The 23377-nt window shown below is 65.3% G+C and carries 23 protein-coding genes; 8 read left to right on the plus strand and 15 right to left on the minus strand.

Translation table 11 applies throughout. The annotated features are described in order from the left end of the window. Positions 1 to 5 precede the first annotated feature (5 nt). Entirely contained in the window at positions 6 to 443 is a 438-nt protein-coding gene (locus tag CJU94_RS18945; RefSeq protein WP_095420433.1) for a response regulator, read from the plus strand. A 76-nt stretch (positions 444 to 519) separates the two neighbouring features. On the opposite strand, the gene CJU94_RS18950 is transcribed toward CJU94_RS18945, so the two are convergent. The 3 genes from CJU94_RS18950 to CJU94_RS18960 form a co-directional block, all read right to left on the minus strand. Further along, entirely contained in the window at positions 520 to 2178 is a 1659-nt protein-coding gene (locus CJU94_RS18950; RefSeq protein WP_095420001.1) for a sensor histidine kinase, read from the minus strand. 20 nt (positions 2179 to 2198) lie between these two features. Next, positions 2199 to 2897 (minus strand): biliverdin-producing heme oxygenase, encoded by a 699-nt coding sequence (locus CJU94_RS18955; RefSeq protein ID WP_157763771.1) that lies wholly within the window; start codon positions 2895 to 2897, stop codon positions 2199 to 2201. A 158-nt stretch (positions 2898 to 3055) separates the two neighbouring features. After that, positions 3056 to 3865 (minus strand): mechanosensitive ion channel family protein, encoded by an 810-nt coding sequence (locus CJU94_RS18960; protein ID WP_095420002.1) that lies wholly within the window; start codon positions 3863 to 3865, stop codon positions 3056 to 3058. A 201-nt stretch (positions 3866 to 4066) separates the two neighbouring features. Between CJU94_RS18960 and CJU94_RS18965 the strand changes: the two genes are divergently transcribed. Beyond that, positions 4067 to 4282: a hypervirulence associated TUDOR domain-containing protein gene (locus CJU94_RS18965; RefSeq protein WP_095420003.1), complete on the plus strand. Its 216-nt coding sequence runs from the start codon at positions 4067 to 4069 to the stop codon at positions 4280 to 4282. 135 nt (positions 4283 to 4417) lie between these two features. On the opposite strand, the gene CJU94_RS18970 is transcribed toward CJU94_RS18965, so the two are convergent. The 3 genes from CJU94_RS18970 to CJU94_RS18980 form a co-directional block, all read right to left on the minus strand. After that, complete coding sequence (locus CJU94_RS18970) at positions 4418 to 6124, minus strand: putative bifunctional diguanylate cyclase/phosphodiesterase (protein ID WP_095420004.1); 1707 nt, start codon at positions 6122 to 6124, stop codon at positions 4418 to 4420. Positions 6125 to 6621: 497 nt separating this feature from the next. After that, a complete protein-coding gene (locus CJU94_RS18975) occupies positions 6622 to 7131 on the minus strand; it encodes a GAF domain-containing protein (protein ID WP_095420005.1) in 510 nt (169 codons plus the stop codon). Between the two features lie 189 nt (positions 7132 to 7320). Further along, positions 7321 to 7743, minus strand: coding sequence for a TOBE domain-containing protein (locus CJU94_RS18980; protein WP_095420006.1), 423 nt, complete (start codon positions 7741 to 7743; stop codon positions 7321 to 7323). 259 nt (positions 7744 to 8002) lie between these two features. Here CJU94_RS18980 and CJU94_RS18985 point away from each other — a divergent pair, with 259 nt between their 5' ends. The 4 genes from CJU94_RS18985 (at position 8003) to CJU94_RS19000 (ending at position 12117) form a co-directional block, all read left to right on the plus strand. Then, positions 8003 to 9658, plus strand: coding sequence for an SH3 domain-containing C40 family peptidase (locus CJU94_RS18985; protein WP_095420007.1), 1656 nt, complete (start codon positions 8003 to 8005; stop codon positions 9656 to 9658). A 153-nt stretch (positions 9659 to 9811) separates the two neighbouring features. Then, positions 9812 to 10276: a VOC family protein gene (locus CJU94_RS18990; protein ID WP_095420008.1), complete on the plus strand. Its 465-nt coding sequence runs from the start codon at positions 9812 to 9814 to the stop codon at positions 10274 to 10276. 36 nt (positions 10277 to 10312) lie between these two features. After that, complete coding sequence (locus tag CJU94_RS18995; protein ID WP_095420009.1) at positions 10313 to 10783, plus strand: VOC family protein; 471 nt, start codon at positions 10313 to 10315, stop codon at positions 10781 to 10783. Positions 10784 to 10908: 125 nt separating this feature from the next. Then, complete coding sequence (locus tag CJU94_RS19000) at positions 10909 to 12117, plus strand: MFS transporter (RefSeq protein WP_095420010.1); 1209 nt, start codon at positions 10909 to 10911, stop codon at positions 12115 to 12117. Positions 12118 to 12181: 64 nt separating this feature from the next. Here the strand turns inward: CJU94_RS19000 and CJU94_RS19005 are convergent, their stop codons facing one another. The 5 genes from CJU94_RS19005 to CJU94_RS19020 form a co-directional block, all read right to left on the minus strand. Then, on the minus strand, positions 12182 to 12985 hold the full coding sequence (locus tag CJU94_RS19005) for a transglutaminase-like domain-containing protein (RefSeq protein ID WP_095420435.1): 804 nt from the start codon (positions 12983 to 12985) through the stop codon (positions 12182 to 12184). 103 nt (positions 12986 to 13088) lie between these two features. Continuing rightward, positions 13089 to 13988 carry a transglutaminase family protein gene (locus CJU94_RS19010; RefSeq protein ID WP_095420011.1) on the minus strand — a complete coding sequence of 300 codons (900 nt, stop codon included), beginning with the start codon at positions 13986 to 13988 and terminating at the stop codon, positions 13089 to 13091. Further along, positions 13985 to 14194, minus strand: coding sequence for a hypothetical protein (locus CJU94_RS40935; RefSeq protein ID WP_157763772.1), 210 nt, complete (start codon positions 14192 to 14194; stop codon positions 13985 to 13987). Before CJU94_RS40935 ends, CJU94_RS19010 begins: the two co-directional genes overlap by 4 nt. Positions 14195 to 14374: 180 nt before the next feature. Further along, a complete protein-coding gene (locus CJU94_RS19015) occupies positions 14375 to 15802 on the minus strand; it encodes an HdeD family acid-resistance protein (protein WP_095420012.1) in 1428 nt (475 codons plus the stop codon). Between the two features lie 149 nt (positions 15803 to 15951). Beyond that, on the minus strand, positions 15952 to 16875 hold the full coding sequence (locus tag CJU94_RS19020) for a recombination-associated protein RdgC (RefSeq protein ID WP_095420013.1): 924 nt from the start codon (positions 16873 to 16875) through the stop codon (positions 15952 to 15954). Between the two features lie 216 nt (positions 16876 to 17091). On the opposite strand from CJU94_RS19020, the gene CJU94_RS19025 reads away from it, so the two are divergent. Together CJU94_RS19025 and CJU94_RS19030 are read left to right on the plus strand one after the other, a co-directional pair. Then, positions 17092 to 17640 carry an ester cyclase gene (locus CJU94_RS19025; protein ID WP_095420014.1) on the plus strand — a complete coding sequence of 183 codons (549 nt, stop codon included), beginning with the start codon at positions 17092 to 17094 and terminating at the stop codon, positions 17638 to 17640. An 86-nt stretch (positions 17641 to 17726) separates the two neighbouring features. Further along, positions 17727 to 18044 (plus strand): hypothetical protein, encoded by a 318-nt coding sequence (locus tag CJU94_RS19030; protein ID WP_095420015.1) that lies wholly within the window; start codon positions 17727 to 17729, stop codon positions 18042 to 18044. Positions 18045 to 18140: 96 nt separating this feature from the next. Here CJU94_RS19030 and CJU94_RS19035 read toward each other — a convergent pair whose 3' ends face one another. From CJU94_RS19035 to CJU94_RS19050, 4 genes are all read right to left on the minus strand, one after another. Continuing rightward, entirely contained in the window at positions 18141 to 19400 is a 1260-nt protein-coding gene (locus CJU94_RS19035) for a glycosyltransferase (protein ID WP_425272196.1), read from the minus strand. Then, on the minus strand, positions 19397 to 20743 hold the full coding sequence (locus CJU94_RS19040; RefSeq protein ID WP_095420017.1) for an O-antigen ligase family protein: 1347 nt from the start codon (positions 20741 to 20743) through the stop codon (positions 19397 to 19399). Before CJU94_RS19040 ends, CJU94_RS19035 begins: the two co-directional genes overlap by 4 nt. Next, the gene (locus CJU94_RS19045) at positions 20743 to 21870 is read right to left on the minus strand and encodes a glycosyltransferase family 9 protein (RefSeq protein ID WP_095420436.1); all 1128 of its coding nucleotides are present in this window, start codon (positions 21868 to 21870) and stop codon (positions 20743 to 20745) included. Before CJU94_RS19045 ends, CJU94_RS19040 begins: the two co-directional genes overlap by 1 nt. Before the next feature lie 345 nt (positions 21871 to 22215). Next, positions 22216 to 23292 carry a glycosyltransferase family 4 protein gene (locus tag CJU94_RS19050; RefSeq protein WP_095420018.1) on the minus strand — a complete coding sequence of 359 codons (1077 nt, stop codon included), beginning with the start codon at positions 23290 to 23292 and terminating at the stop codon, positions 22216 to 22218. Positions 23293 to 23377: the final 85 nt, after the last annotated feature.

The raw sequence follows: 23377 nt of genomic DNA on the forward strand, positions 1-23377 counted from the left end.
CAAGCGTGCTAAGACCGATCCTGCTGGTTGAAGACAATCCGAACGACGTGGAACTCACGCTGATCGCGCTGGAAAAAACGCGCCTCGCCAATCCCGTCGTGTCGTTGCGCGACGGCGAAGAAGCGCTGCAATATCTACGCCGCGAAGGGCAATGGGCGAATCGCTCGGAAGACAACCCCGCGGTCATTCTGCTCGACAAGAAGCTGCCGAAGATCGACGGTCACGAGGTGCTGAAGGCCGTGCGTACCGACGACAAGCTCAAACGCATTCCGGTGGTGATGCTGACGTCGTCGCGTGAAGAGAGCGACCTGTTGCGCAGTTACGATCTTGGCGTGAATGCCTATGTGGTGAAACCGGTTGCGTTCGACGACTTCATGGCGGCCATCAACGACCTCGGCATGTTCTGGGCTGTGCTGAACGAACCGCCGCCCTATCCCCGCTGACCGGAGCACGAGGCACATTCATCGGCGCGCCCTCGCTTGCCGGCGTGAGCAGCACGCCGCATGACGCCGCGACCGCCTAGCGGTATGCCGGCAACCTGACGCGGAACGTCGCGCCCTGCCCCGGGCCGCGGCTCTCCGCGGTAATCGTGCCGCGGTGCAGATCCACCAGATTTTTGACGAGCCACAGCCCGAGACCGAGGCCCGCGACGCGCCCCGACCCCTCGGCGCCAAATTGCTGAAAGCGCTCGAAAACCCGCTCCAGCGACTCCCCGTCCAGACCGAGTCCGGTATCGCGCACCGCGAGTTCGACGCGCTCGCCATCCGCCCGCACCGAGAGTTCGATCGTGCCTTGTGCGGTGAACTTCACCGCGTTCGACACGAGATTCCACACCACCTGTTTCATCCGGCCTTCGTCGGCGAGCACCATGGCCGAGGTGAGATCGTCCGCGATCAGCCGCAAGCCCTTGGCTTCGGCATGCATGCGCATGTCTTCGACGACGATCCCGGCCAGCGCGCCGAGGTCCACCGGCTGCAAATTGACCGACAGCTTCCCGGTCACGATCGCCCCGCTGTCGAGCAGATCGTCCACCATATGCGAGAGCTGCCGCGCATTGCGGCTGATCACGCCGGTGGCGCGCGCGAGATGCGAAGGGTCGGCCGCGCGCTGCAACAGGTCGGTCCATGACATGATGGCCGACAGCGGCGAGCGCAGTTCGTGGCTGACGGTGGTGACGAAATGATCCATCGCCATGGCAAGACGCTCGCTGTGTTCGCGCGCACGTTTCTCGGACGCGGCGATCTCGCGCTGCTCGAGCTCCGCTTCCTTGCGCGACGTGATGTCGAGCGTGAAGCCGATGACGGTGCTCAACGTGCCATCCGGCAGGAACCGGCCGACACCGCGCACCAGAATCCAGCGCACCGCGCCGCTCGCCCAGCCAATCCGGAAGTCGACTTCGAAATGGTCGTGAGCCGCCAGCGCGTGATGCATCGCATCGCGCAAACGGCCGCGGTCTTCGGGATGCACGACCTCGCCGAACAGACGCTGTTCGGTGAGCAGCGCGTCCGGAGTCAACCCGAGGTTCGACTTGCATTGATCGGTGCATTCAATCGCGCCGGTTGCCGGATCGAGCTCCCACGCGCCCAGTTGCGAAAACGCCATCGCAATCTGAAAGCGTTCCTGATGCTCGCGCAATTGCGCTTTGGCCTCGTCTGCGAGGAGTTGCCGCAGTTGCGCCTGCGAGCGCAGCTTCGCGCGTTCGCGCTGATCGCGTTCATAGTCCGAGACCCGCTCGGTCACTTCGCTCACGCGCAGCGCGATCGTGCCGCCTTGCCCATGACGCGCGCCCAGCTGGCTCGCCTTGATCTTCCAGTAACGCGGCACGCGTGATTCGTTCGACGCCTCGCCATCGGACCTGGCGTCACGGCGCTCAGGCATCTCGTAACGAAACAGCGGCGACCATTTCGATTCGCCAGGCGACAGATCGCGTAACACGCCGATCAGCCACGCGCGCCGCGCTTCACGCTGCTCGGCCGGTCCGAACTGATTGACGTCGAGAATCGATTTGCCCTGCAGATCGCACAACGACTGGCCCGTCAGGTCGAGATAGCGCGCGTTGGCGAGCAGGATCTCATAGCGATGATTCAGAATCAGATAGGCGTCGGGGAGCGACTCGAATGCGATCGCTGCGTCGAACTGGTGCGACGGCGAGGAAAGATCCTGGAGGCGGCTATCCATAGGCGAGTTCCGGTCGCGCTTCAATCGGCATTCACGCAGGCAGCCGTGGCGGGGCACCGTGCGAGCTCGATCAGACGGTCGAACGCATCGGCCGCGCCGCGGCACGCTTCGTCAATCAGGGTGGCTGTGTCGACTTCTGCCGCCATCGCACGAAGGAAAACCTGCCAACGCGCGCCGAGCGAATCTCGCCCCGCGCTCAGATACTCGAGCGGATGCGGTGCGAGGCGGTCCTTCAGTTTCGCGTACAGCACCGCGCCGCCTAGCTGCGAGCCTTCGATCACGTAGCAGATGCCCCAGCGGCGGGCCGCGCTGGCGTCGCCGCGCCAGGCACGCGCGACGGTCGGCGCCGGCATGCCGGCGCGGTCATGAGGATCAACCGAGGGATGCGAGAGATCGGCAGCGATCAGCGCGAGGCGATCGAAGCGCGCCGGCAGTACAGGTGAATGCGCCGGTAAATGCGCCGGTGACTGCGGCCCGTCGCCGAAGCTGCCGAGCCAGGCTTCGAGCGGCACCAGCCAGTCGCGCAGAATCGCCAGATGCGCGAGGTAGTCGCGCAGCGCCACACTGTTCACCGACAGCGGCATGATCTCGTGCAGCAGTTCATGGCGCTCCGCGGTCGCGGCGCGCAGCGCGCCCAGCACGCCGGGTGCGCCATCTTTTCCGCTCGACGAGCGGCTGGCGGATTCAGGTGGGTCGATCAAACGGGTCCGGTTCAACATGAATGAGCAGATTCCGATTATAGAGGCGACCGCGCCGGCGGCGCGAGACACCTTTTGCACGGGGTGCCTCGCGCGAGCAGGCGCGTTCCAGGCAACGGGCAGCCACCCGGCCACCATCGACCAACCGTTGAGCAGCACGATCAAACGCGCGTGGCGCGCTAAGCCGCGACCGGACAACCCGCCTGTTCGAGCGCGGCCTGCGCGTGGTCGTGCAGGTCGTCGCTGGTGAGCGACGCGTCCGGTGTGCGCACCCATGCGGCGATGCGCAGCGTCGCGCCGCCATCGTCGGGATAGTCCGCCACCGTGACGACCGGCGCGAGCGTGGCACCGCCCAGCACACGCGGTTCGTCGGCGACGAGCTTCTTCAACTCGCCGATCGCGGCGTCGACATCCTTACGTTGCGCGAGGCCCACTTCCACCTCGATACGCTGCGTTCCGCCGCTGCTGTAATTGATCACCGGATTGCTCCAGATCTGGCTGTTCGGCACGAACACGGCATTGCCGTCGCCGCGCTCGATGCGCGTGGTGAAGAGCCCCACTTCGCGCACGATACCCGCTGCCGCGCCGCTGCCTTCGATCACGTCGCCGACGCGAAACGGCCGCAGCATCAGCAACATCATGCCGGCCGCAATATTTTGCAGCGTGCCTTGCAACGCGAGTCCAATCGCAAGGCCGGCCGCGCCGAGCACCGCGAGCACGCTCGCGGTCGCGATACCGATTTCGCTCAGCGCAGCAACGAAAACCAGCACGCGCACCGCCCACGTGCCCATGGCGGCCAGCATCGGCGCGAGCGTCGGGTCCGCATGCGTGCGCGCCAGCGCGCGGGCGAACATCGTGCCGACGCGATTCGACAGCCACCAGCCGACCACGAGGATCAGCACGGCCATCACGATATGGAGAGCGTCGTGAGTGAGCGTGACGAGCAACGACGGCTGGAAGTGAAAGAGTCGGTTGAGGAGATCGTTCATCTTGAGTCTTCGTTCCGTTGCGGTATGGATGTCCTGACGCAGGGAAGCAGAATACGTTCCCGCCCTTTACATGTTGTGCGACGAGGCACGCGACTTGCTCGCGCTTGCGAAGCGCCGCGGAGCAACCCCGCCAAGCCTCATCGGCAAAGGGGTTTTACGGGGGTGGTTCACGGCGTCTGGATCCATGCAAAGGAGCACCTCATGTCCCGACATCTGAAGCCTGAAGATCGCGTGAGCTGGAACACGCCGCGAGGCGTCACGCACGGGAAGGTCGTGCGTGTCATTTCCGCCCATACGACCGTGGACGGCAGAGCCGTCAATGCGTCGAAAGACGACCCGCATTACGAAGTGGAAAGCGAGAAAAGCGGCAAGCGGGCTGTTCATCGCGGCGACGCGCTGCATCGGATCGGGAATTGAACGAAGACAGGCGTGCCTGATGCGATTTGTTACGGATGGCTAAGCACAAGATGGGCAACGGATCGATGCCGCGGCGATCGGTAACGATCGGCAGCGCTTGCCGGCGCGGCATCGAGCCGCCGGCAAGACCGCGCTTCAGTGCGTGCCCAACGGCCTGAGCAGATTACGCAACGCCGCCACGGTAATCGGACGCGAGAACCAGAAACCTTGCGCTTCATCGCAACCGAGCGCTTCGAGTTGCGCGGCCTGCTCCGCCGTTTCGACGCCTTCGGCCGTGACGCGCAGTTTGAGCGCATGCGCCATTGCGATGATGGCGCCGACCAGCGCCGCGCACTGCGGATCGGTGCTCATGCGCATCACAAACGAGCGGTCGATTTTCAGGCGATTCAGCGGAAAACGCGTCAGATAGGCAAGGCTCGAATAACCCGTGCCGAAGTCGTCCACGGCCACTTCCACGCCCAGATCGCGCAACGCAAACAGCGTCTGCAAAGCTTGCTCGGTGTCGCCGAGCAACACACCCTCGGTGATTTCCACTTCAAGATACGAAGGGTCGAGCGCCGCATCTTCCAGTGCTTCGCGGATCGTCTGGAACAGGTTCTGCCGCTGGAACTGCTGCGGCGACACATTCACCGCGAAGCGCGGCAACGTGCCGGTCAGCCGCAGCAATTTGCCGGCGTCGCGGCACGCGGTCCGGATCACCCATTCGCCGATCTGCTCGATCAAGCCCGCCTCCTCCGCGACCGGCACGAATTCGACCGGGCTGATCAAGCCGCGCTGCGGATGATTCCAGCGCAGCAGCGTTTCCACTTGCGCGATGCGGCCGTTGGAGAGCGTCACCTGGGGTTGATACACCAGATGCAGTTGCTGACGCGCGATCGCTTCGCGCAGCATGGTTTCGAGTTCGAAGCGGCGCGCGGCCTGGCCTTCCAGCGCGGCGGAAAAGCGTCGCACCGCATTGCCGTTCACGGCCGAAGCCGCCGACAACGCCACGCCCGCGCGGCGCATCAGCGTAGGCGCGTCGCCGCCGTCGGCCGGATAAGCCACGATGCCGATGCTCGCGGTAATGTTCAACGTGGTGCCGGCGTAATCGATCGCTTCGGCGATGCGGCCGAGCGCTTCGGCGGCGAAGGCATCGGCGGCCGCGCCGGTTTCGTTGACCAGCAGGGCGAACTGCGTGCCGCCGATCGAGGCGATCGTACCGTCGTTGGGAAAGAGACCGCGCAAGCGTTCACCGACGATCTGCAGCACGAGCTCGGCCGCGTGCAAACCGAGCGCATCGCGCAGTTTGCGCAGATGATCGAGCTCGGCGATCAGCACGGTAAAACCGCTGCCGCTGCGCTGGCAACGCGCGATCGTCAGTTCCAGCCGTTCGGTGAAAAGCGTTTGATTCGGCAATCGGGTCACGCCGTCGTGATGCGCGACGTACCACAGGCGCGCTTCCGATTGCGCGTAACGCGTCATGTCGATGGCGATGCCCACGTAGCGCGCCGGCCCGGTGGCAGGACCAGGATGGGCCGGCCCCGCGACGAGCGGCGCCAACGCCAGCACCACGCGAATCGGTGTGCCGTTGCGCCGCAGGAAACTCCATTCGCCTTCATAGCGCGAGGTCACCGTTGCCAGCGGCGGCAGTTCCGCGCGACGCCTCGCGAATTCGGCCGGATCGAACAAAGACTCGAAGTTGCGCCGGCCGACCAGTTCTTCCGCGGTCAATCCTGTTAGCTTTTCGAAAGCGGCGTTGACGGAATCGAACGTGCCGTCCGCAGTGCAGATGAACATGCCGCAAGGCGCCGAGGCTAGCGCGGCGTCGCGCGTACGCGATTCGGCGTAGAGGTGGTCTTGCATCGCGCCAGCCTTTTGATATTCCTGAGTAGTGGAAGCGATCGAACGTGATTTTGACGCGCGCGCAAACAGTCAAGCCCCGACACTCCGGTCCGGCGTCCCGGGCGACCGTGCGTATGATAACGGCTTTCGCGCGCGCCCCGACCTCGGCGCACTCGCATTCTTCGCGCCAATCGTTTCCCTTGGTGTAATCCCCGATCGTTGCCGCATCGGCGGCGAACGCTACCGCACGCCAGTGGCGGCCGCGCATCGTGCAGCCGTGGCAATCGGAACTGCAGTGGCGAGGGGAATGCGCAAGAAGGTTGAAACGTCAGCGCAGTCGCGCTCGTGCAGCACGTGCATGTCTGCAGAACCCGGTGGAGGTTCGTCGCATTCAGGTGCAGCCCCCGAGCGCGCGCAGAGGACGATAGCGGGATGCGGTGCGCCGCCCCATCCGCTGAATTGCACCTACGCGGTGTACTGACAAGCACGGGGTGCCGCAGCACCGCTACCGGGTAATCTCAGGAAGCCGACGCGGCGCGCGGCAACGCGGCCTCGATAAACACTGCGCACAGCGCTTCCATGCCCTTCGCGTCTTCTTCGTCGAAGCGCGCGACGACCGGGCTGTCGACATCCCACACGCCGATCAGCGTGCCGTCCGGCGCGACGAGCGGCACGACGATTTCCGATTGCGAGGCCGAATCGCAGGCGATATGCCCGGGAAACTCATGCACGTCGCGCACCACCTGCGTCTGACGGGTTTGCGCGGCCGTGCCGCATACGCCCTTGCCGAGCGCGATACGCACGCACGCGGGCTTGCCCTGGAACGGCCCGACAACCAGTTCCCGACCGTCGTGGAAATAGAAGCCGGCCCAGTTCAGATCGCTCAGGGAGTGGAACACGAACGCGGAAAAATTCGCAGCGTTGGCGATCCAGTCGGTTTCGCCGGCGAGCAGCGAGCGCGCCTGGCCGATCAGTTCTTCGTAGTGCGCGGCTTTGGGCAAATGCGAGGCGGAGGAGACTTCGAACATGACGGCGTCCGTGATGAAAGCGGAAAGAGAAACAGCGAGTCGTGCAGTTTAAAGCAAGCTGTCGTTTCGTTCACGCCGCGCATCGGCGCCGCGCCGCGCGCCCTGGCTCGTTCCTGCCGGTTCCGTCAGACCCGCCAGCTGTCATTCAACGCCGAAGCCGACGGGGATGAATCCGTTGAAAATCGACCATCACTCGACGCCGACGATCACGCTCGAAGCCTTGAAAATCGCCGTCGCCGCTTTGCCGTTCGCGAGACCGAGGCGATCGACGCTCTCATTGGTGATGATCGCCGCGATCCGCGCGCCGCCGGCGCCGATCGTCACCTCCGAATTCACCGCGCCCTTCGTGACCGCCGACACCGTACCGGCGATGCAATTGCGCGCCGACACCTGGTCTTTGGTCACGTCGACCATCACGATCACCGAGGATGCCTTGACCAGCGCGAACGCCTTCTTGCCCACCGCGAGGCCGAGCGAACTCGCGCTGCCGTGCGTGATGATCGAGACGATTTCCAGACCATCCTGGGTGCGCAGCGTGACTTCGTCGTTCACGGCGCCGTGGATGAGTCCGGTGACTTCGCCGGCAAACTGGTTGCGTGCGCTGGTTTGCATGTTGATCTCCTGAGCATGCCGCCTCGCAATGAGCATTGTCGAGGCGAAGCGTTTGGGTAGGCAGCGAGTGTAGCGGAACGCTCGCCGGTTGCGGCGGCCCGCGCGTGAAGCGCGGTACCGCACAGGCGCGCATGACCACGCGAACCCTGATGAAAGCACGTGAGCGTCGCCTTTGACCGGCCTAACGCGGCGCCCGCCACCTGCGCCTGAACGCGCCGACACCGTATCATCGTGCCCTCGACCTTCTTCGCGCAATCTCATGCCTGCTGCCGCTCTATCCCGCCTCGCCGCCGCATGGCCGAATGCCTGCCGCGCCGCCGTGCTGGGCGCCGCCCTCGTGGCGGTCGCCGCCTGCAGCAATCCGTCGCCCACGCGCGACGCACACGCGCCGCTCGACACGGTCACGCTGTTTCCGATCGCCGGCTACGACCAGAACGTCGATCACTGGCTGGAACCGGACAGCCCGGGCTACGACCAGCCGTTCCTGAGCCCCGCGGATCAGCAGGCGCATTTCCGGGTTCTTTACGCGCGCTACTTCGGCACCGCCGCCACCGCGCCCTCGCCATGGAATGCCAGCTTTGTGGCGACGCGGGTCTATCGCCAGCAAGGCGCGGACATTGCCGCATTGCAGCAGCGGCGTCTCGACAAATTCGACAACACCGGCAAGAGCGGCGCGGGCATCGGCTATGGCGAAAACTTCCGGCCGCACGACAAGGCGTGGATCGAAGCGATCGCGCAAAACATGAATGTCGCGCAATTCAGGCAGACGCCCGTTTACCGGCCCGAGCGCCGCGCGATCGCCACCGGCAACCTGATGGTGCGCGAACTGCCGACCACCGACCCGTCGTTCTACGACCACCGTCTGGCCGGCGAAGGCTATCCGTTCGACAACCTGCAGATTTCGGCGGTACGGCCGGGCACGCCGCTCTACGTGCTCGGCGGCACAGTCGACGGCGCGTGGCTCTATGTGCAGACGCCCGATGTGCAGGGCTGGGTGCGCAGCGACGGCGTCGGCATGGCCGACGACCGCTTCGTCGACACATGGCGCGCCGCAACAGGCAAATCGCTCGGCGCGGTGATCGTCGCGTCGGCGGCAGTGCGCGACAGCCGCGGCGTGTTCCGTTTCGACGCACCGGCCGGCACGCTGCTGCCGCTCGTCGCGGCCGAAGCCGCACGGCCGGCGCCGGCAAAACGTGCCGTCAGCGAGGCGGGCAACGCGAGCCTATCAGCCAACGCAAGCGGCACCCGCGGCACGGCCGGCACCCCGCCGACGCGTCAGGTGCTCGTCCCGGCTCGCAACGCGGACGGCGAGGCGCTGATCCGCACCGCGATCCTGAGCGACGCGCAAATCGCGCCGATACCGCTTGCCGCCACCCCGCGCCATCTCGCGATGCTGATGAAGACGCTGATCGGACGGCCGTACGGCTGGGGCAATAGCGGCCTTTACAACGACTGTTCGTCGGAACTACAGAGCATTTTCGCGGCGTTCGGCGTCTGGCTGCCGCGCCATTCGTCCACGCAAATGAGCGCCGGGCGCATGATCGACCTGTCGTCCTCCACGCCCGCGCAGCGGCTCGACTATCTGGCGCAGCACGGCGAGCCGTTGCGTACGCTGATCTACATCGGCGGCCATGTCATGCTGTATATCGGCAACACGACCCGCAACGGCAACGCGGTGCCGGTCGTCTATCAGGACGTGTGGGGCTTGCGCCCCGCCGACAATAGCCGGCGCGCGGTGATCGGCGGTTCGGTGATTTTGCCGCTTTTCGAACACATTCCCGAAGACGCCACGCTGCAATCGCTCGCCGCCACGCCGACGTTCCAGATCAGCATTCTCGGCGCGCCGCCGGGCTCGCCTGGCTCTACCCCGGAGCCGTCCGCCGCGCCGCAGGAAGAGGACAATCCCGCAGGCTGACATCAGGACCGCGCGCCTGCCGCAAGCGCGGCGTCGAAAATATTTTTTCCGGAGTGTCGATTCGACAGTGGCGAACTCGTCGCAACGTTGAAGGCCTGACTCACCCAGTCGGTCTTTCAACTCACGAACCCGTTACTTCAAGGAGTCGCCGTCATGTCGAGCAACGCTGTCAAACCGATCCCCGACGGGATGCACTCGCTCACCCCGTATCTGATCTGCGCCAACGCCGCGCAAGCCATCGCGTTCTACGCGAAGGCCTTCAACGCCGTCGAGCAGGTGCGCCTGCCCGGCCCGGGCGGCAAGGTCATGCACGCCACCCTGAAGATCGGCGATTCGATGCTGATGCTGACCGACGAATGGCCGGAACACCAGTCATTCGGCCCGAATTCGCTGAAGGGCACGCCGGTCACGATTCACCACTATGTGGAAGATGTCGACGCCAGCTTCAAGCAGGCCGTCGAGGCCGGCGCGACCGTCGTGATGCCCGTCACCGACATGTTCTGGGGCGACCGCTACGGCCAGTTGAAAGACCCGTTCGGCCATAGCTGGTCGCTGGCCACGCACAAGCGCGATCTGAGCGCGCAAGAAATCCAGCAAGCCATGGCCGCCATGAAGTAACGGGCGGCCCGTCCGGCGAGAAGGAGGAGCAAACTCATGCAAAAGATCGCACCGTGTCTGTGGTTCGACGGCAAGGCGGAAGAAGCGGCACGCTTCTACACGTCCGTGTTTTCCGATTCCCGCATCGCCACGACGATGCATTACACGGACGCCGGTCCGGGCCCGAAAGGCGACGTGCTGGCCGTCACGTTCGAGATCGAAGGCCAGGAGTTCATGGCGCTGAACGGCGGTCCGCAGTTCACCTTCACGCCGGCAATTTCGCTGTTCGTGCACTGCAAGTCGCAGCAGGAGATCGACCACTACTGGACGAAGCTCTGCGACGGCGGTAAGCCGTGGCAATGCGGCTGGCTGCAGGACCGGTTCGGCGTCTCGTGGCAGATCGCGCCGGACGTGCTCGGCGAGATGCTGCGCGACCCGGACACCGTCAAGGCGAGCCGTGTAATGGCGGCCATGATGAAAATGGTCAAGCTGGATATCGCGCCGCTCGAAGCGGCGTATCGCGGTTAGCCGTGTGACGGAGCGTGCGGCCGGTGCAGATTTGCCATGGCTGCACGGCCACTAACGTAGCCGGGGCGCAAGACCGCCATCTTTGATAGGATCGGTCTCGACCCATAAACGGCGGGACATGAACGGTGCGCGTCAACCATCAGGCTTTCTTCTGCTCGCTGTTTGTCGCGCGTCTCGCCGATCAGGTTCTGCTGTTTCTCGTGCCGCTCGTCGTCTTCCAGACCACGCACCAGATTTCGTGGTCGGGGCTTGCGTTCTTTATCGAAACCTTGCCCCGCTATCTGGTGTTTCCTTTTTTCGGCGCCTTGTGCGACCGCGTCTCGCCGCTCAGATTGATGCGCGTCAGCCAGACCGTGCGCGCGCTGGCGTGTTTCGGCGGCGTGCTGGCTTACGCGCTGTTCGGCGGCATCGGCTGGCTGATCGCGCTCTCGGCCGTGTGCGGCGTGTTGACGAGCCAGGGGCTGGTCGCGCGCGAAGTCATGCTGCCGCAGATCTTCAGCACGCAGCAGTTTCAGCGTGTGCTCGCCTATTCGCAGTTGGCCGATCAATTGGGTTTCGTGCTCGGTCCGATGCTCGCCGCGCTGCTGCTCGGCTTATGGCGTTGGGAGTGGGTAGTCGGCGCGACCGGTGCGCTGTTTCTGCTCGCCGATGGCGCGCTGCTGCTGTGGCAACGCACGAGCGGTTTCCGCGCCGCCGAGCCGCCGCCCGCCGCTGCCGGCCACTGGACGCGGCCCATGCGCATCGCGTTGCGTCATGTGCTGGTGCTGCCCGGCCTGAAGAAAATCGTGCTGCTCGCCGCCGCCGAAAATCTGGTGATCGGCGTGACGCTTGCCACGTCCGCCGCGATGGTGACCGGCTTTCATGCGCAATCGAATCACTACTATGCCGGGCTGCAAACCGCCGGCGCCGTGGCCACCGTGCTGATTCTGTTGACGATCGCACGAGCCGCATGGACGGCCCGGACCTTGGGCCTCGTCGCTTTCGTTTCGATCTGCGCGGGCGGCGTGATCGCCGGCGCAAGCGCGGCGCCGTGGGGCTATGCGCTCGGCTTCCTGCTGATCGTCGGCTTCGACAAGATGTTCAACGTGTACATCCGCGGCGCGCGGCAGCAAATCATTCCGCCACAGGACTACGGCAAGACGACGGGCGTGGTGATCCTGCTGAACAACATGACGCAACCGCTCGCCGGCTTGCTGGTGAGCGTGTTTTCGACACGGGCGCAAACCGGCCCGCTGATCGTGATGCTGTCGCTGACCATGGGCGGCATAGGCGCGGCGGTGTCGGTCGGCGCGGCGCTGGCGCGCCGAAAGCGCGCGCTGGCGCTTGGGGAATGATGCCGCGCCGGCTCACGTGAGCGCCCCCGTATGAACGCCCGAGAGGTCTTTATCCGCAACGCGCCTAGACCGGCTCGCACACCACTTCGAACTTCAGCAGTTTCGTCGGCCCGAAGGCATTGCTGATCGCCACGTCGGCCGCGTCGCGCCCGCGCGCCATCAGCACGCGTCCCGTGCGCGGCGCATTGTTGCGCGGGTCGAAGGTCTGCCAGCAGCCGCCTATATACGCCTCGAACCACGCGGCGAAATCCATCGTGGCGTAAGGCGGCGGCAGGCCGACGTCGCTGATATAGCCCGTGCAATAACGCGCCGGGATATTCATGGCCCGGCATAGCGCCACGGCCAGATGCGCGAAGTCCCGGCACACGCCCTTGCGCTCTTGCCAGGCTTGCCACGCGGTCTTGGTCGGCCGCGCGAAGTCGTAGCCGAACACGATGTGGTTGTGCACGTAGTTGCAAATCGCATCCACACGCCCGCGGCCGAGCGGCAGCGTGCCGAAGGTCTGCCATGCGAATTCGGAGAGCAGATCGGTTTCGCAATAGCGGCTGCCCAGCAGAAACACCAGCGTATCGTCAGGCAGCATTTCCACCGGATGCTGCTCGGTGTACGGCGGCCGTGTCTCCGGCTCGGACGACACCTCCAGCACCGCGCTCGTCGAGAACGAGACTTTTCCCGGCGGTGCCACGAGCCGGCTGCACAGGTTGCCGAAGCTGTCGCGATACTGGCGGATCGGCACCGCCGGATCGACCATCAGCAGATCGGGATTCAGCACTTCTTTCGCATGCGAATAGTGGGTGTTCAACATCAGCAGCATCGGCGTCGGTTGCACACACTCATAGACCAGTTCGTACCCAACGCGCAATTTCATCGCAGCGCCCTTTTCCAGTTGAAACATTCAGTTGACGTGCGAACACGTTTCGATTCGAGCCTGCGGAACACTCAACGTGCTCTTGTTCGCCCTTGCTGCACACTCATGCGCCTTCCGTCACACTCACATCCACCTGCAAGCCGCGGAACGAACGCGGCGCGCCGTGCCACGTGCCCCATAACGGCAGCGCCTGGTAGGCGTTCCACGCCACCGCCACGCGAATCAGATGGCGGTTGCCGACAATACTGTTGGTCGGATCGAAATCGACCCAGCCGGCGCCCGGCAGATAGATCTGCAGCCACGCGTGCGTCGCGCCGCCGCCCTGGGTGGCGTCGTGCTCCGGCACGAACAGATAGCCGCTCACGAAACGCGCCGCGAGACCCAGCGAGCGCACCGCGTCCATCATCAGCACGGCGAAATCGCGGCAACTGCCGCTGCGGCTGCGCAAGGTGTCACCCGGGCGATTCACGCCTTTTTCCGTGCGGCGCACGTAAAGGAACGTGCTCTTGATTTCGAGCGTCATGGCACGTAACAGCGTCATCGTGCTGCCGGCGCCAGCCGTGCCGCTCTTCGTCGCGCCCGCCGCGGTGGGCACGAAACGGCGCGCCCATTCGTCCACGTCGCTGTCCGGATACGGGCGGCTGCGTGCGTTCACGAGATCGGACGCTTCCTCGTTCGTGTACGCGAACGGCCAGTTCACCGCGTACGGTTCGAGCGCGTAATCGGGCATGGGCGTTTCGAAGTGCTCGAGCGTCACTTCGCTGTCGAAGCGCAATTCGCGCGCCTTGTCCGCGAAACTCGCGACCGCCACCGAGTTGTCGAATACGTCGTGCAGCCAATGCAGCCGCGTCGGCGTAGGTGTGATCACCAACTGGTTGGTAACGAGGCGCAAGTCATGGCTCGCACGCGGACGGAACATCATGCGATGCTCGCCGAAGCGCACGGGTTCCGAGTAACGGTAGACACTGACGTGGCGCACCGTGAATCGCTGCGGCTCATTCATCTGACCACCCGATGAATGCCGCTGGGCTCGTCCTGTCCATCGCGTTCACGCTTGTAAAAAACCACAGCCGCAGCAGGCGAAGAGCGCGCCGCGCGGTTTTGATCTTCAGAGAGCCACGGCCGCGTTCCGGTGTGGTCGAGTGGTCTGATCGACAAACTGACCGACGGGGTCAGCATACACCCGCCATATTGGTTGAAAACACTCATTTGGGGCTGCGTCGCGCAACCGGAGTTATCAACAGATTCTGTTCGCAAATCTGTGCATAACTATCCGGCAAAAACTGCAAGTCATTGATGCCTTTGCCATTTTTACCGCGAGGTTGACGTTGTGCAGCGCTCGCCCCCGAGCGCGCCGCAATCGCGCTTCAGCGCCGCTTCACTGTCGCTTCATTCACGCACCGTGCGAGGCGCGGTGTCCTCGGCAACGTGCGCGTGACGCGCCTCTTCGCGCCATTGCTGGCTCGAGCGAACCATTCTGCGCACCGCGAGGCGCGCCATCTTGACCCAGCCCGAGGGCCGCGGGTCCGCCAGCATGCTGAGGGCGCGCGCGTAGTCGAGCGTGAGGCCGGGCGTCCATGCCATGGTGGCGGCTCGCTTGCGCACCTGCGCGGCGACCCACAACTCCGGTGTCGTGATCACGCGCAGAAACGGCCGCCATCCGCCGAGACCGCCCCACACGCGCGCCGATGCCCCTTCGATCGCCGCCTCCAGTGCGCGCGAGACACTGCTCGAACAGTTGCGGTGCGTGAGGTTGTACGTCGTGTCCTGCCGATACGTGTCCCAGAAGCGACGCAGCCGGACCGGATCGTAATTGCGGATGCGCACCTGCACGGTCGAAGGACACCACGCTTTCGACTCCGTCGCGTAATCGGGCTGGAACAGCCCCGGCACGTCGTTCTCACGCGTGGCGCGCAAAAGCCGCGCGAAATCGTCGGGCGAGCGGTCGATCTCGACGCCCGGATACAGGCTGATGTAGATGCCCTCGGGCGATTCGAGCGCGGCATGTCCGGTCGAGATCACACCGTTGCGATCCACCGCCGCGATATAACGATCCACGATCGGCTGCCGCCGCGCTTCGCTTTTGGCCGAACCGACCGGCGTCCACACGTGCACGGTCAGGGCGGCTTCGTCGGCGGCGGGCGGGCCGTCCCATTCGTGGGCGATCACGCGGCTGGCCGCGAGCTCGCTCGCGGCGGCGAGGCCGGCATCCGCCGGGGAGGCGTTCGCGGCAAGCCCACCGTTCGCGGCGACCGCCGGGTTCGAGGCGAGCCGGCGCACCCGTGTGCTCAGCAGGATCATGTTCCAGCCGCCAAAGATCAGGCCGAGTCCGAGACAGTACGGCACCGTGCCGACGTAGTGCGTCGGATAGGGCTGATAGAAGAAAATCGCCAGCGCGATTTCGACCGCGCCGCCGATCATCGCGAGCCGCCAGGTGCGATAGCGGACCACTTTGGCCGAGACGATCTGCAGCAGGCCGTCGGCGAAAAAGAGCGTGCCGAAGATCATCGACAGAATGAAGTTGCCGTGCTCGTGGCCGATGAGAATCAGCGCGGCCGCGGTGGCGAAGGCAATGCCTTTCACGTAGCGCAGCGTGCGTTGCCCGCCCATGCCGGTCCAGGCGACGGCCAGCGTGGCGAGCCCCTCCAGCAGCAGGAGGAACGCGAACGGTGTGATGGGAAAATAGAGCGCGCTGTCGAGCGCGTCGATGAATACGAAGATGCCGAGCAGCAGGCTGACGCACCCGACGAGCCGCAACGACCGCCAGCGCGTGCGCAGGTAATCGACCCCCAGCAGAATCATGACCAGACGAACCATCGCAAGCCCTCCGTGACTGACGCGTGCCGCCGATCGCCATCTTATACACATTCACGGAGCGGGCGCGCAACGCTTCGGCACGATGGCGGCGTGCATGCGCATGCGGCGCGTCCTGTTCAGACACGCCGCGGACCACCCAATGAAGTCTCTTACGCCGCCGCGGCCTGCGGGATCGCTTCGCCCTGCTCGCCGCCCAACGCGTCGAGCAGATCGCACAGCATGCGGTCGAGTTCGGCGGTCATCAGCGTGAAGTCGGAATCGAAGCGTTCGTCGTCGTTCTGCGCGGTGGGATCGCTCGCTTCCTTCAGCACGTCGAGCGGCGCAATGCGCTTGATCGTGAGCGACGGCGTCAACACGAACGACACGCGGTCGTTCCAGGTCATCGCAAGGCGCATGCATTGCTTGCCGGCTTCGATATGACGGCGCATATCTTCGGCATCCAAAGTATGTCCCACGTAGCGCACGGTCGCGTTGCCTTCCGTGGGCGAACGCAGCTCGGTGTCCTGGTCGAGCGTGAAGGCCGCAGGACCCTCGCCGGCAAGCAGCCATTCGGTCATGGCCGCGACCGGCGAGTGCGTGACGCGCACCGTGCCGAGCGGCAATTGATCGATCGATTTCACCAGCAGGCCGCGCACTTCATCGGCAACCGCCTGCGAGGCCGCGTCGATCACGAGCCAGCCGTTCTTGCAATCGATCCACACGCGCGTGTCGCGGCGAATGCTGAAGGCGCGCGGCAGCAGTTCGTCCGTGACCTGCTCCTTGAGTTCGCGCATCTGCTTGCGGCCCGGTTTGAAGCCTTGCTGTTCCTCGAGTTCGAGCGCGCGCGCCCTGGTCACTTGCGTGACGACCGAAGCCGGCAACAGTTTCTTTTCGGCGCGAAACACCAGCAGCATCTGGCCATTGAGCGAATACACCAGCGCATCGTTGTCGCGCGGCGAGGCCCAGCCGTGGCTTTGCATCTCGACGCTGTTGCCGGGTGCGAACGCATGCGGCGCGAGCCACTTCTGCATCTGTTCCGGGGTGACGGACCACGGAGCGGGAAGACGGTGAAGCTGAAGGTTTTTGAACCACATGGGCAGAGTCGTGTACGGGCAAAGCGCACCATTCTATCCGACCACGGAGATCGCGCGACCGGCGGGACGGATGCGTTTGCTCGACCCGAACCTTCACGCAACCGCGGGAATTTTCAAAAATGGATAGACAATCCTTTAAATGACAGGCCAATTATCAAACACGACTATTGACCAGAGAATGCGCTTCATCCACTTCAACTCTCTCTGGAGCGCACCATGTCCACCTCACCGATATCCCGAATCGCCCGTCATGTGCTGCTCGCCGCGAACCTCGCGGGCGCACTGAGCGCCCACGCCGCAAGCGACGCCGACCTGCCCGTGCCGCACCATCTCGCCGTTGCATCGAACCTGGCACAAAGCGCCGCGATCGTGCGAACCGCGCGCCGCTACGCGGCCTTCTGGAACACCGGCGATGAGGTCTACGCGAAACTCGCGCTGTCGCCGGCCTTCGTGGACCGCACCCTGCCGGACGGACGCCCGCAAGGCCCGGACGGTCCGCTGCAGGCGTCGAAGGGATTTCGCGCGGCGGTGCCCGACCTGCGCGCGGACATCGACGATCTGGTTGTGGCCGGCGATCGCGCGTCGGTTCATCTGCATTTCCACGGCCACTTCACGGGACAGTTCCAGAACCTGAAAGGCAACGGTCAAACGGTCGACTTCCAGGCCTTCGACCTGTATCGCGTGAAGGACGGCCGCATCGTCGAAAACTGGCACCTCGAAGACAATCTGACGCTGCTCAAGCAGTTGGGCGCCATCAAGCCGTAATGGTTTTGCCGTAGCCGTTCTGGACGCGTTCCGGCCTGAAATCACCTAGACTTTTTGACAAGCGCACGAACTAGACGGAGGCGGCCATGGCCGATGAAACCGCACCCTGGCAGATGGTGGAGTACGAGGGTTTCGAAATTCACGTAGCGCCTCTACCGAAAAATCCACCCAGCGAAGGGCACGCGCCGCGCGCGGCGGACCGCTATACGTACGTCGGCTACGTTTGCCATCCTGGCGCGGACCCGGCCATCCCCGGCCATGCGGTGCCGTTTCACGCCGACGGCGAAGAGAGCTTCGCCAGCAAGGACGAAGCGCTGTATGAAGGCGTGCACGTGGGGCGCAGCATCGTGGATGGCACGCATCCGGATCTGACCGTGCTGCCACTGGTGACTGGCGGCGTGTGAATCCGGCTTGCGGTTCGGCGCGAGGTTCGTGCGTTTGGCGAGCGGTCTTGCGCCGAAAACTGTAGCGCCCCGGTGCGCGCAGGCGCGGCGCTGGGTTCAGCGCAACGGCTGCACGGCCGGCAAGCGCTCATTCGCCGAAAGGCGCAGCGCCAGTTCCAGCATGCGCCGGTTGGCGCTGGCGGGCGTGAACGTTTCGACCTTCTGCAACGCCGCTTGCACCAGACTGCGGCGCAATTCCGTGTCCGTCAGCAGGCGTTCGATCGCCCGCGCCATCGCATCCACGTCGCCGACCGGCACCAGCAGGCCGGCCTTGCCGCCTTCCAGCAAGTCCCGCGGACCGGTCGGACAATCCGCCGACAGCACCGGCGTGCCGAGCGCCATGGCCTCGCCGAGCACCATGCCGAAGCCCTCGTAGCGGCTGCTCAACACCAGCAGTTCCGCCTGCCGGATATACGGCGATGGATTCGCGCAGAAACCCAGAAAATGCACCGCTGCGCCGATCCCCAGTTCGTCGGCGAGTTGCTCGAGTTCGCGCCGGTCGCGCCCCTCGCCGATCAGGACGAGCGCCGCCTTGCAACGGCCGCGCTCGCGCACCTGCGCATAGGCTCTCAGCAGCGTCTTGTGGTCCTTCTGGCCTTCGTCCAGACGCGCCACCGACACGATGAACGAGTCCGCCGGACGCTCGATCGGCGCACGCGCCGCGCGCCTTAGTGCATCCACGTCGATCACATTCGGCAGTTCGACGATATCCAGTCCGGTCGACGAGAAGAGTTCCTGCGCCTCGCGCAGCATGGCCGGGGTCAGCACGGCGAGCGCCGCATAACGCGAATAATGCTTGACCCGCCGGGCGACGTAGCGCTCGCTCTTGCTGCCGAGCCGCGCCGCCAGGCTGAAATGGCTCACCCCGAACCACGGCACGTTGCAACTTCCCGCGACATGGCGCAGCGAGAAATCGAAATCGCAGATCAGATCGTGCTGCTTCGCGAGACGCCGCATGCGCAACGCGGCCAACGGCCTGATCGCGCCGTAGGTCAGCAGCTTGTGCAGCAGCTTCGCGCCCGTGCCCAGCTTGCGGCGGCGAGCCGCCTGATGAAGCGCGTACATCCATTTCGACGAGGCGAGCACATGGACGGGCACGTCGTCGGGAATCGACTGCGCGCGCCAGAACGACAGGTCGTCGGTTGGATAGGCGACCGAGAGGCTCGGCGCGAACAGCCGCCGGTCGAGCGTCTTGAGCCACGACAGAAGCGCGGTCTCGGTGCCGCCTTTACCGAAATCGTTGATGTGAAACAGGATACGCAACGGCGTGCGGTCGGCTTCAGTAGCGTGCGGGTTTGCGTTGGTCACCTTGATTATTCGCCCAGCTCTGCCGTTGGCGCTTCGCGCCGCCGTTCACTGCGCACTGCCGTGGTTTTGCCGCCTACGGTTTCGAACGACATTCCGCCGGAAGCACCGACTTGCTCCGCGCAACCCAGCAGCAGACCCGCAAAAGCCCAGAACGCGAGCATGGTGGTCTGCCACATGAAATCATCGGTGGTATTTTTCGCGATCATGCCGGCCACCAGCGCGACGCCCGCCGCGCACAGCCAGGGCTCGGCCCGCCGCAGCCGCCAGAAGCGCGCGACGAGGCACAGCAGCAACAGGATCTGCAGCGCGACGCCGACGAAGCCCGTCTGCAACCACGTGTTGATGAACAGGTTGTGCGCGTGCGTCAGCGCCTGCGGTTCGACCGCCAGCAAACTGGGCGGCATTTCGCCGCGATAGACGATACCTGGCAACGGCTTGCCGAAGCCCACCCCGACCCACGCGTGGCGTTCGGCTTCGCTGACATAGAACGCCCACAGCTTCGGACGCGTGTCAGCCGATACCGTGTCGCCGATCGCCGATAGCGACCCCGGCACGTAGACCTGATGGCCGTCGATCGCGACATCGCGCGGCTGCGTGGCGGCGGGCGCGGTGCCGGCCGTGCGCAAACGCGAGCTGAACTCGAGTGTGCCGACGCCGGCCGCGCCGACCAGGGCAACGACCAGCACCGCCAGCAACAGGCGCCGACGGTAGAGCGGGAACAGCGCGATCAGAAGCGTGACGGCGGCCGCCGGCCAGAAGAACCGGTTGAGGGTCGCCAGTCCGATGAACAGGCACAGCGCGATGCCGCTCGCGCCGATCACGCGCCAACGCGGCCGCAGCAGAAAGCCCGCGAACAGCGGCATGGCAAACACCGCGAGCGTGCTGGTGTGACCGACACGGTTATAGAAATGCAGCGGGAAGGTATTGGCGGTGGGCGGCTGCAGATGCCCCCAGTAGAGCGCGCTGATCGCCGCGAGCGCCACGCAGGCGACCCAGTTGACGAGCACCACGGGCGCCGGCCGCCGCAACTGGATGCCGAACAGCCAGAAGCCCCAGAACGACACCAGCGGATAGAGCACCTCGTCGCACCACGCGTGCAGGCTGACCATCGGATACATGGACCACGCGACCGAGGCGAGGCTCCAGCCGGCCCAACCCGCGATGGGCAGCACCAGCGGCCACTGCCACAGCGACGGCCGGTTCGCCGAGCAGGCGGCCGCCGCCACGCCGAGCGCCATCAGTGCGAGCGCATTGAAGACGAGCGCCGTCATGTGGCCGAACATCACCACGAACAGAATGACAGGACAGGCAACCCATAACACGCGCTCCACTCGCGCAGCCGTGTGAGTCATTACACTTTCACCAGAACATTTTGCAATGCGTTGTACACCGACTCGACCGACAGCCGGCCCATACAATCGGCATGGTCGCCGCGCCAGGCAACGCAGGTCGTCTCGTTGCGATCACAGCGCCGCACCCATGCTACCTTGCGGCGGAAAATAAACGGCTGATCGCGGCAGGGCATCTCCGCGATCGTCACGGGCACGAACGGCACCTCGCGCCAATAGCGCCCCGCGCCATGGATCAAAGCATTGCCCGGCCCAAACAGCGCGAGCGTGGGCACCCCAATCAGACGCCCCAGATGCGCGACACCGGTATCGGGACAAACCACGGCTTGAGCGCCGGCGAACAGATGCCACAACTCGCCGAGGCCGAGCCGCGCCGCCAGGTTGGGATGATGAGGGTCCGGGTCGATCGAGCGGATCAGCTCGGCTTCGCCTGGCCCGCCGGTCCACACCGGTAGATAGCCGAGCGCTTCGACGCGTTGCGAGAGTTCGCGCCAGCGCGCATCGGGCCAGCGCTTGACGCTGGTGCTCGCGCCCGGATGAAGCACGACGTAAGGTTTCGCCAGTTGCGAAGATTCGGGCAGTGCCGCATGGCGCGGCGCGGGCCAGTCGGCCGGCCGGTACGCCCGCGGCGGCGGTCCCTCGACCAGTTCCGCGGCGAGGTCGGCCCAGGCGGCAGGCGCGGCGGGATACGGCGCGCTGCGGTTGAGCGGCCAGTTCTTCCAGGCCGGTTCATCGCCCGCGTGGCCGACGATCCAGCGGCAGCCCGCGCCTAACGCGAGCCACGTGTGACGATTGTCGCCGAGCACCATGCCGAGGTCGTAAGGTCCGGAAAGCAAAACGTCCCGCACCGACTTCGCATCGCGCGGATCGAACGGCAAGACCGTGACGTCGAAAGGTCGACCGGCATACAGCGGCACGATCGCCTTCGGACAGGTGAGAACGATCTGCGCTTGCGGATATTGCGCGCGCAACTTGGCGAGCAGCGGCGTGAGCAGCAGCGTGTCGCCAAGCAGCAAATGGTGCGCAACCAGAATACGACGCGTTTGCCGCGGCTCGCGGCGAAATGGCTTGATCAACAGTCGCGGAATGGCCCGCGCGAAAATACGAAGACGCCCGGCAAGCCGACTCATAGGCTCATCGGCGCGTTGGTTCCCGCCGCGATCTTGCTGTACGCCGATACCCGGCGCGAGGTCGCGTTCGCCATGCACAATCTCCAGCGGTATTCTTCCCGAAGGCCTCCAGTGCAACGGCTACGGCCCCGTCGCGGCGGGCTGGCGCGGCTCGGGACGCGGCGCCTCTGACCCGCCGCCTGTGGTGGCCGGCATGGAAAGCTCGTGAAATGAATGGGGTGTTCGGCTCGAATGGAGTTCGAGCGTTGATAGCTGAAAATTATAACATGCGGCCCTGCCGCTCAAGGGCGCGAAACCGTGCCAGGAAAGCCGCCCGCTCCTTCTGCGACAAGGGCGCGGCGCTCCCTAGCGCGCGGCGTCGAGTTGCGTCGCCAACCTCAGCAGAGCCTCCACGTGTGCGGCCACGCCCGGGTCGTAAAGCACCGCGTCGCGGGCCAGTTCCGCCGGCGGGCGACGCGGGCCGGCGCGATGCTCCCGCACCGCCCGCGCGAGCGTCGCCCGCAGATCGGCCAGATCGGCCGGCCTGAACACGAACTTCGCGTGCGGGGCGATCGCGTCGCAGCAACCAATGGTCGACGGGAAAATGACCGGCGTGCCGCACATCACCGACTCGATGCCGACCAGCCCGAACGGCTCATACGTGGATGCGAGGATCGTGAAGTCCGCGGCCTGGTAACACTGCGCGAGCTCTTTCACATAGCCGATATAACGCAGCCGCCCGGACGTGCGCGCGGGCGGCCGCCCGGCCACGGCCACCACCACGGGCAGCGCCGTGTCGCCGAGCGCGGCCTCGATGAGCGGCAAACCCTTGCGCTCATGGCTGCTGGACGGGAACAGCAGGACGATCTCGTCGTCGGCGAAACCGTACTTGCGACGCAAGGCGGCGCGCGTTGCGGCATCGGTCGGCGCGAAACGGGTGCCGTCCACGGGGGGATACAACACGCGGATCTTCGCCTCGTCCACACCGTACAGTTCGCGCAGCTCGTCGTGCATCAGGTGCGAATGCGCGACCACCACCTTCGCCCGCTCGTACTGGCGGCGCTCCAGCGCAATCTGCCAGCGGTCCGAACGCTTCTGCGCGCGCCCCGTCGCCCGCAGGAAACCGAGATGCGTGCCGCCGCAGATCGCCACATCCGACGAGTCGACGCGATTACAGCCGATCAGCACATCGACCTGCGCCGCACGACGTGCGCCGCGCAGCCGCCATGAAAACCAGCGATCGCGCAACTTGCCCGGCAAAAACGAGACATTGATACGGTGCGGCTCGACCATCCTGTATTCCGGCAGCGACGCATCGAAACGACGCGCGAAGAAAGCCGGCTCGACGCCGCGCGCGGCGAGGCCGCGCACCAGGTCCATTGCGTAGCGCTCAAGACCGCCGCTGTGCTGCAAGGCGTTGCTGGAGAGTCCAAGTTTCTTCATTCAGACAGCGCGCGCCAGCGCCTCGTCAAATATTAGGGGGAAGTCATGCGCGCTCCGGAGATGGCGGACCGCGCGAACGGAGACC

Source organism: Paraburkholderia aromaticivorans (genome assembly GCF_002278075.1).
Taxonomy (GTDB): Bacteria; Pseudomonadota; Gammaproteobacteria; order Burkholderiales; family Burkholderiaceae; genus Paraburkholderia; species Paraburkholderia aromaticivorans.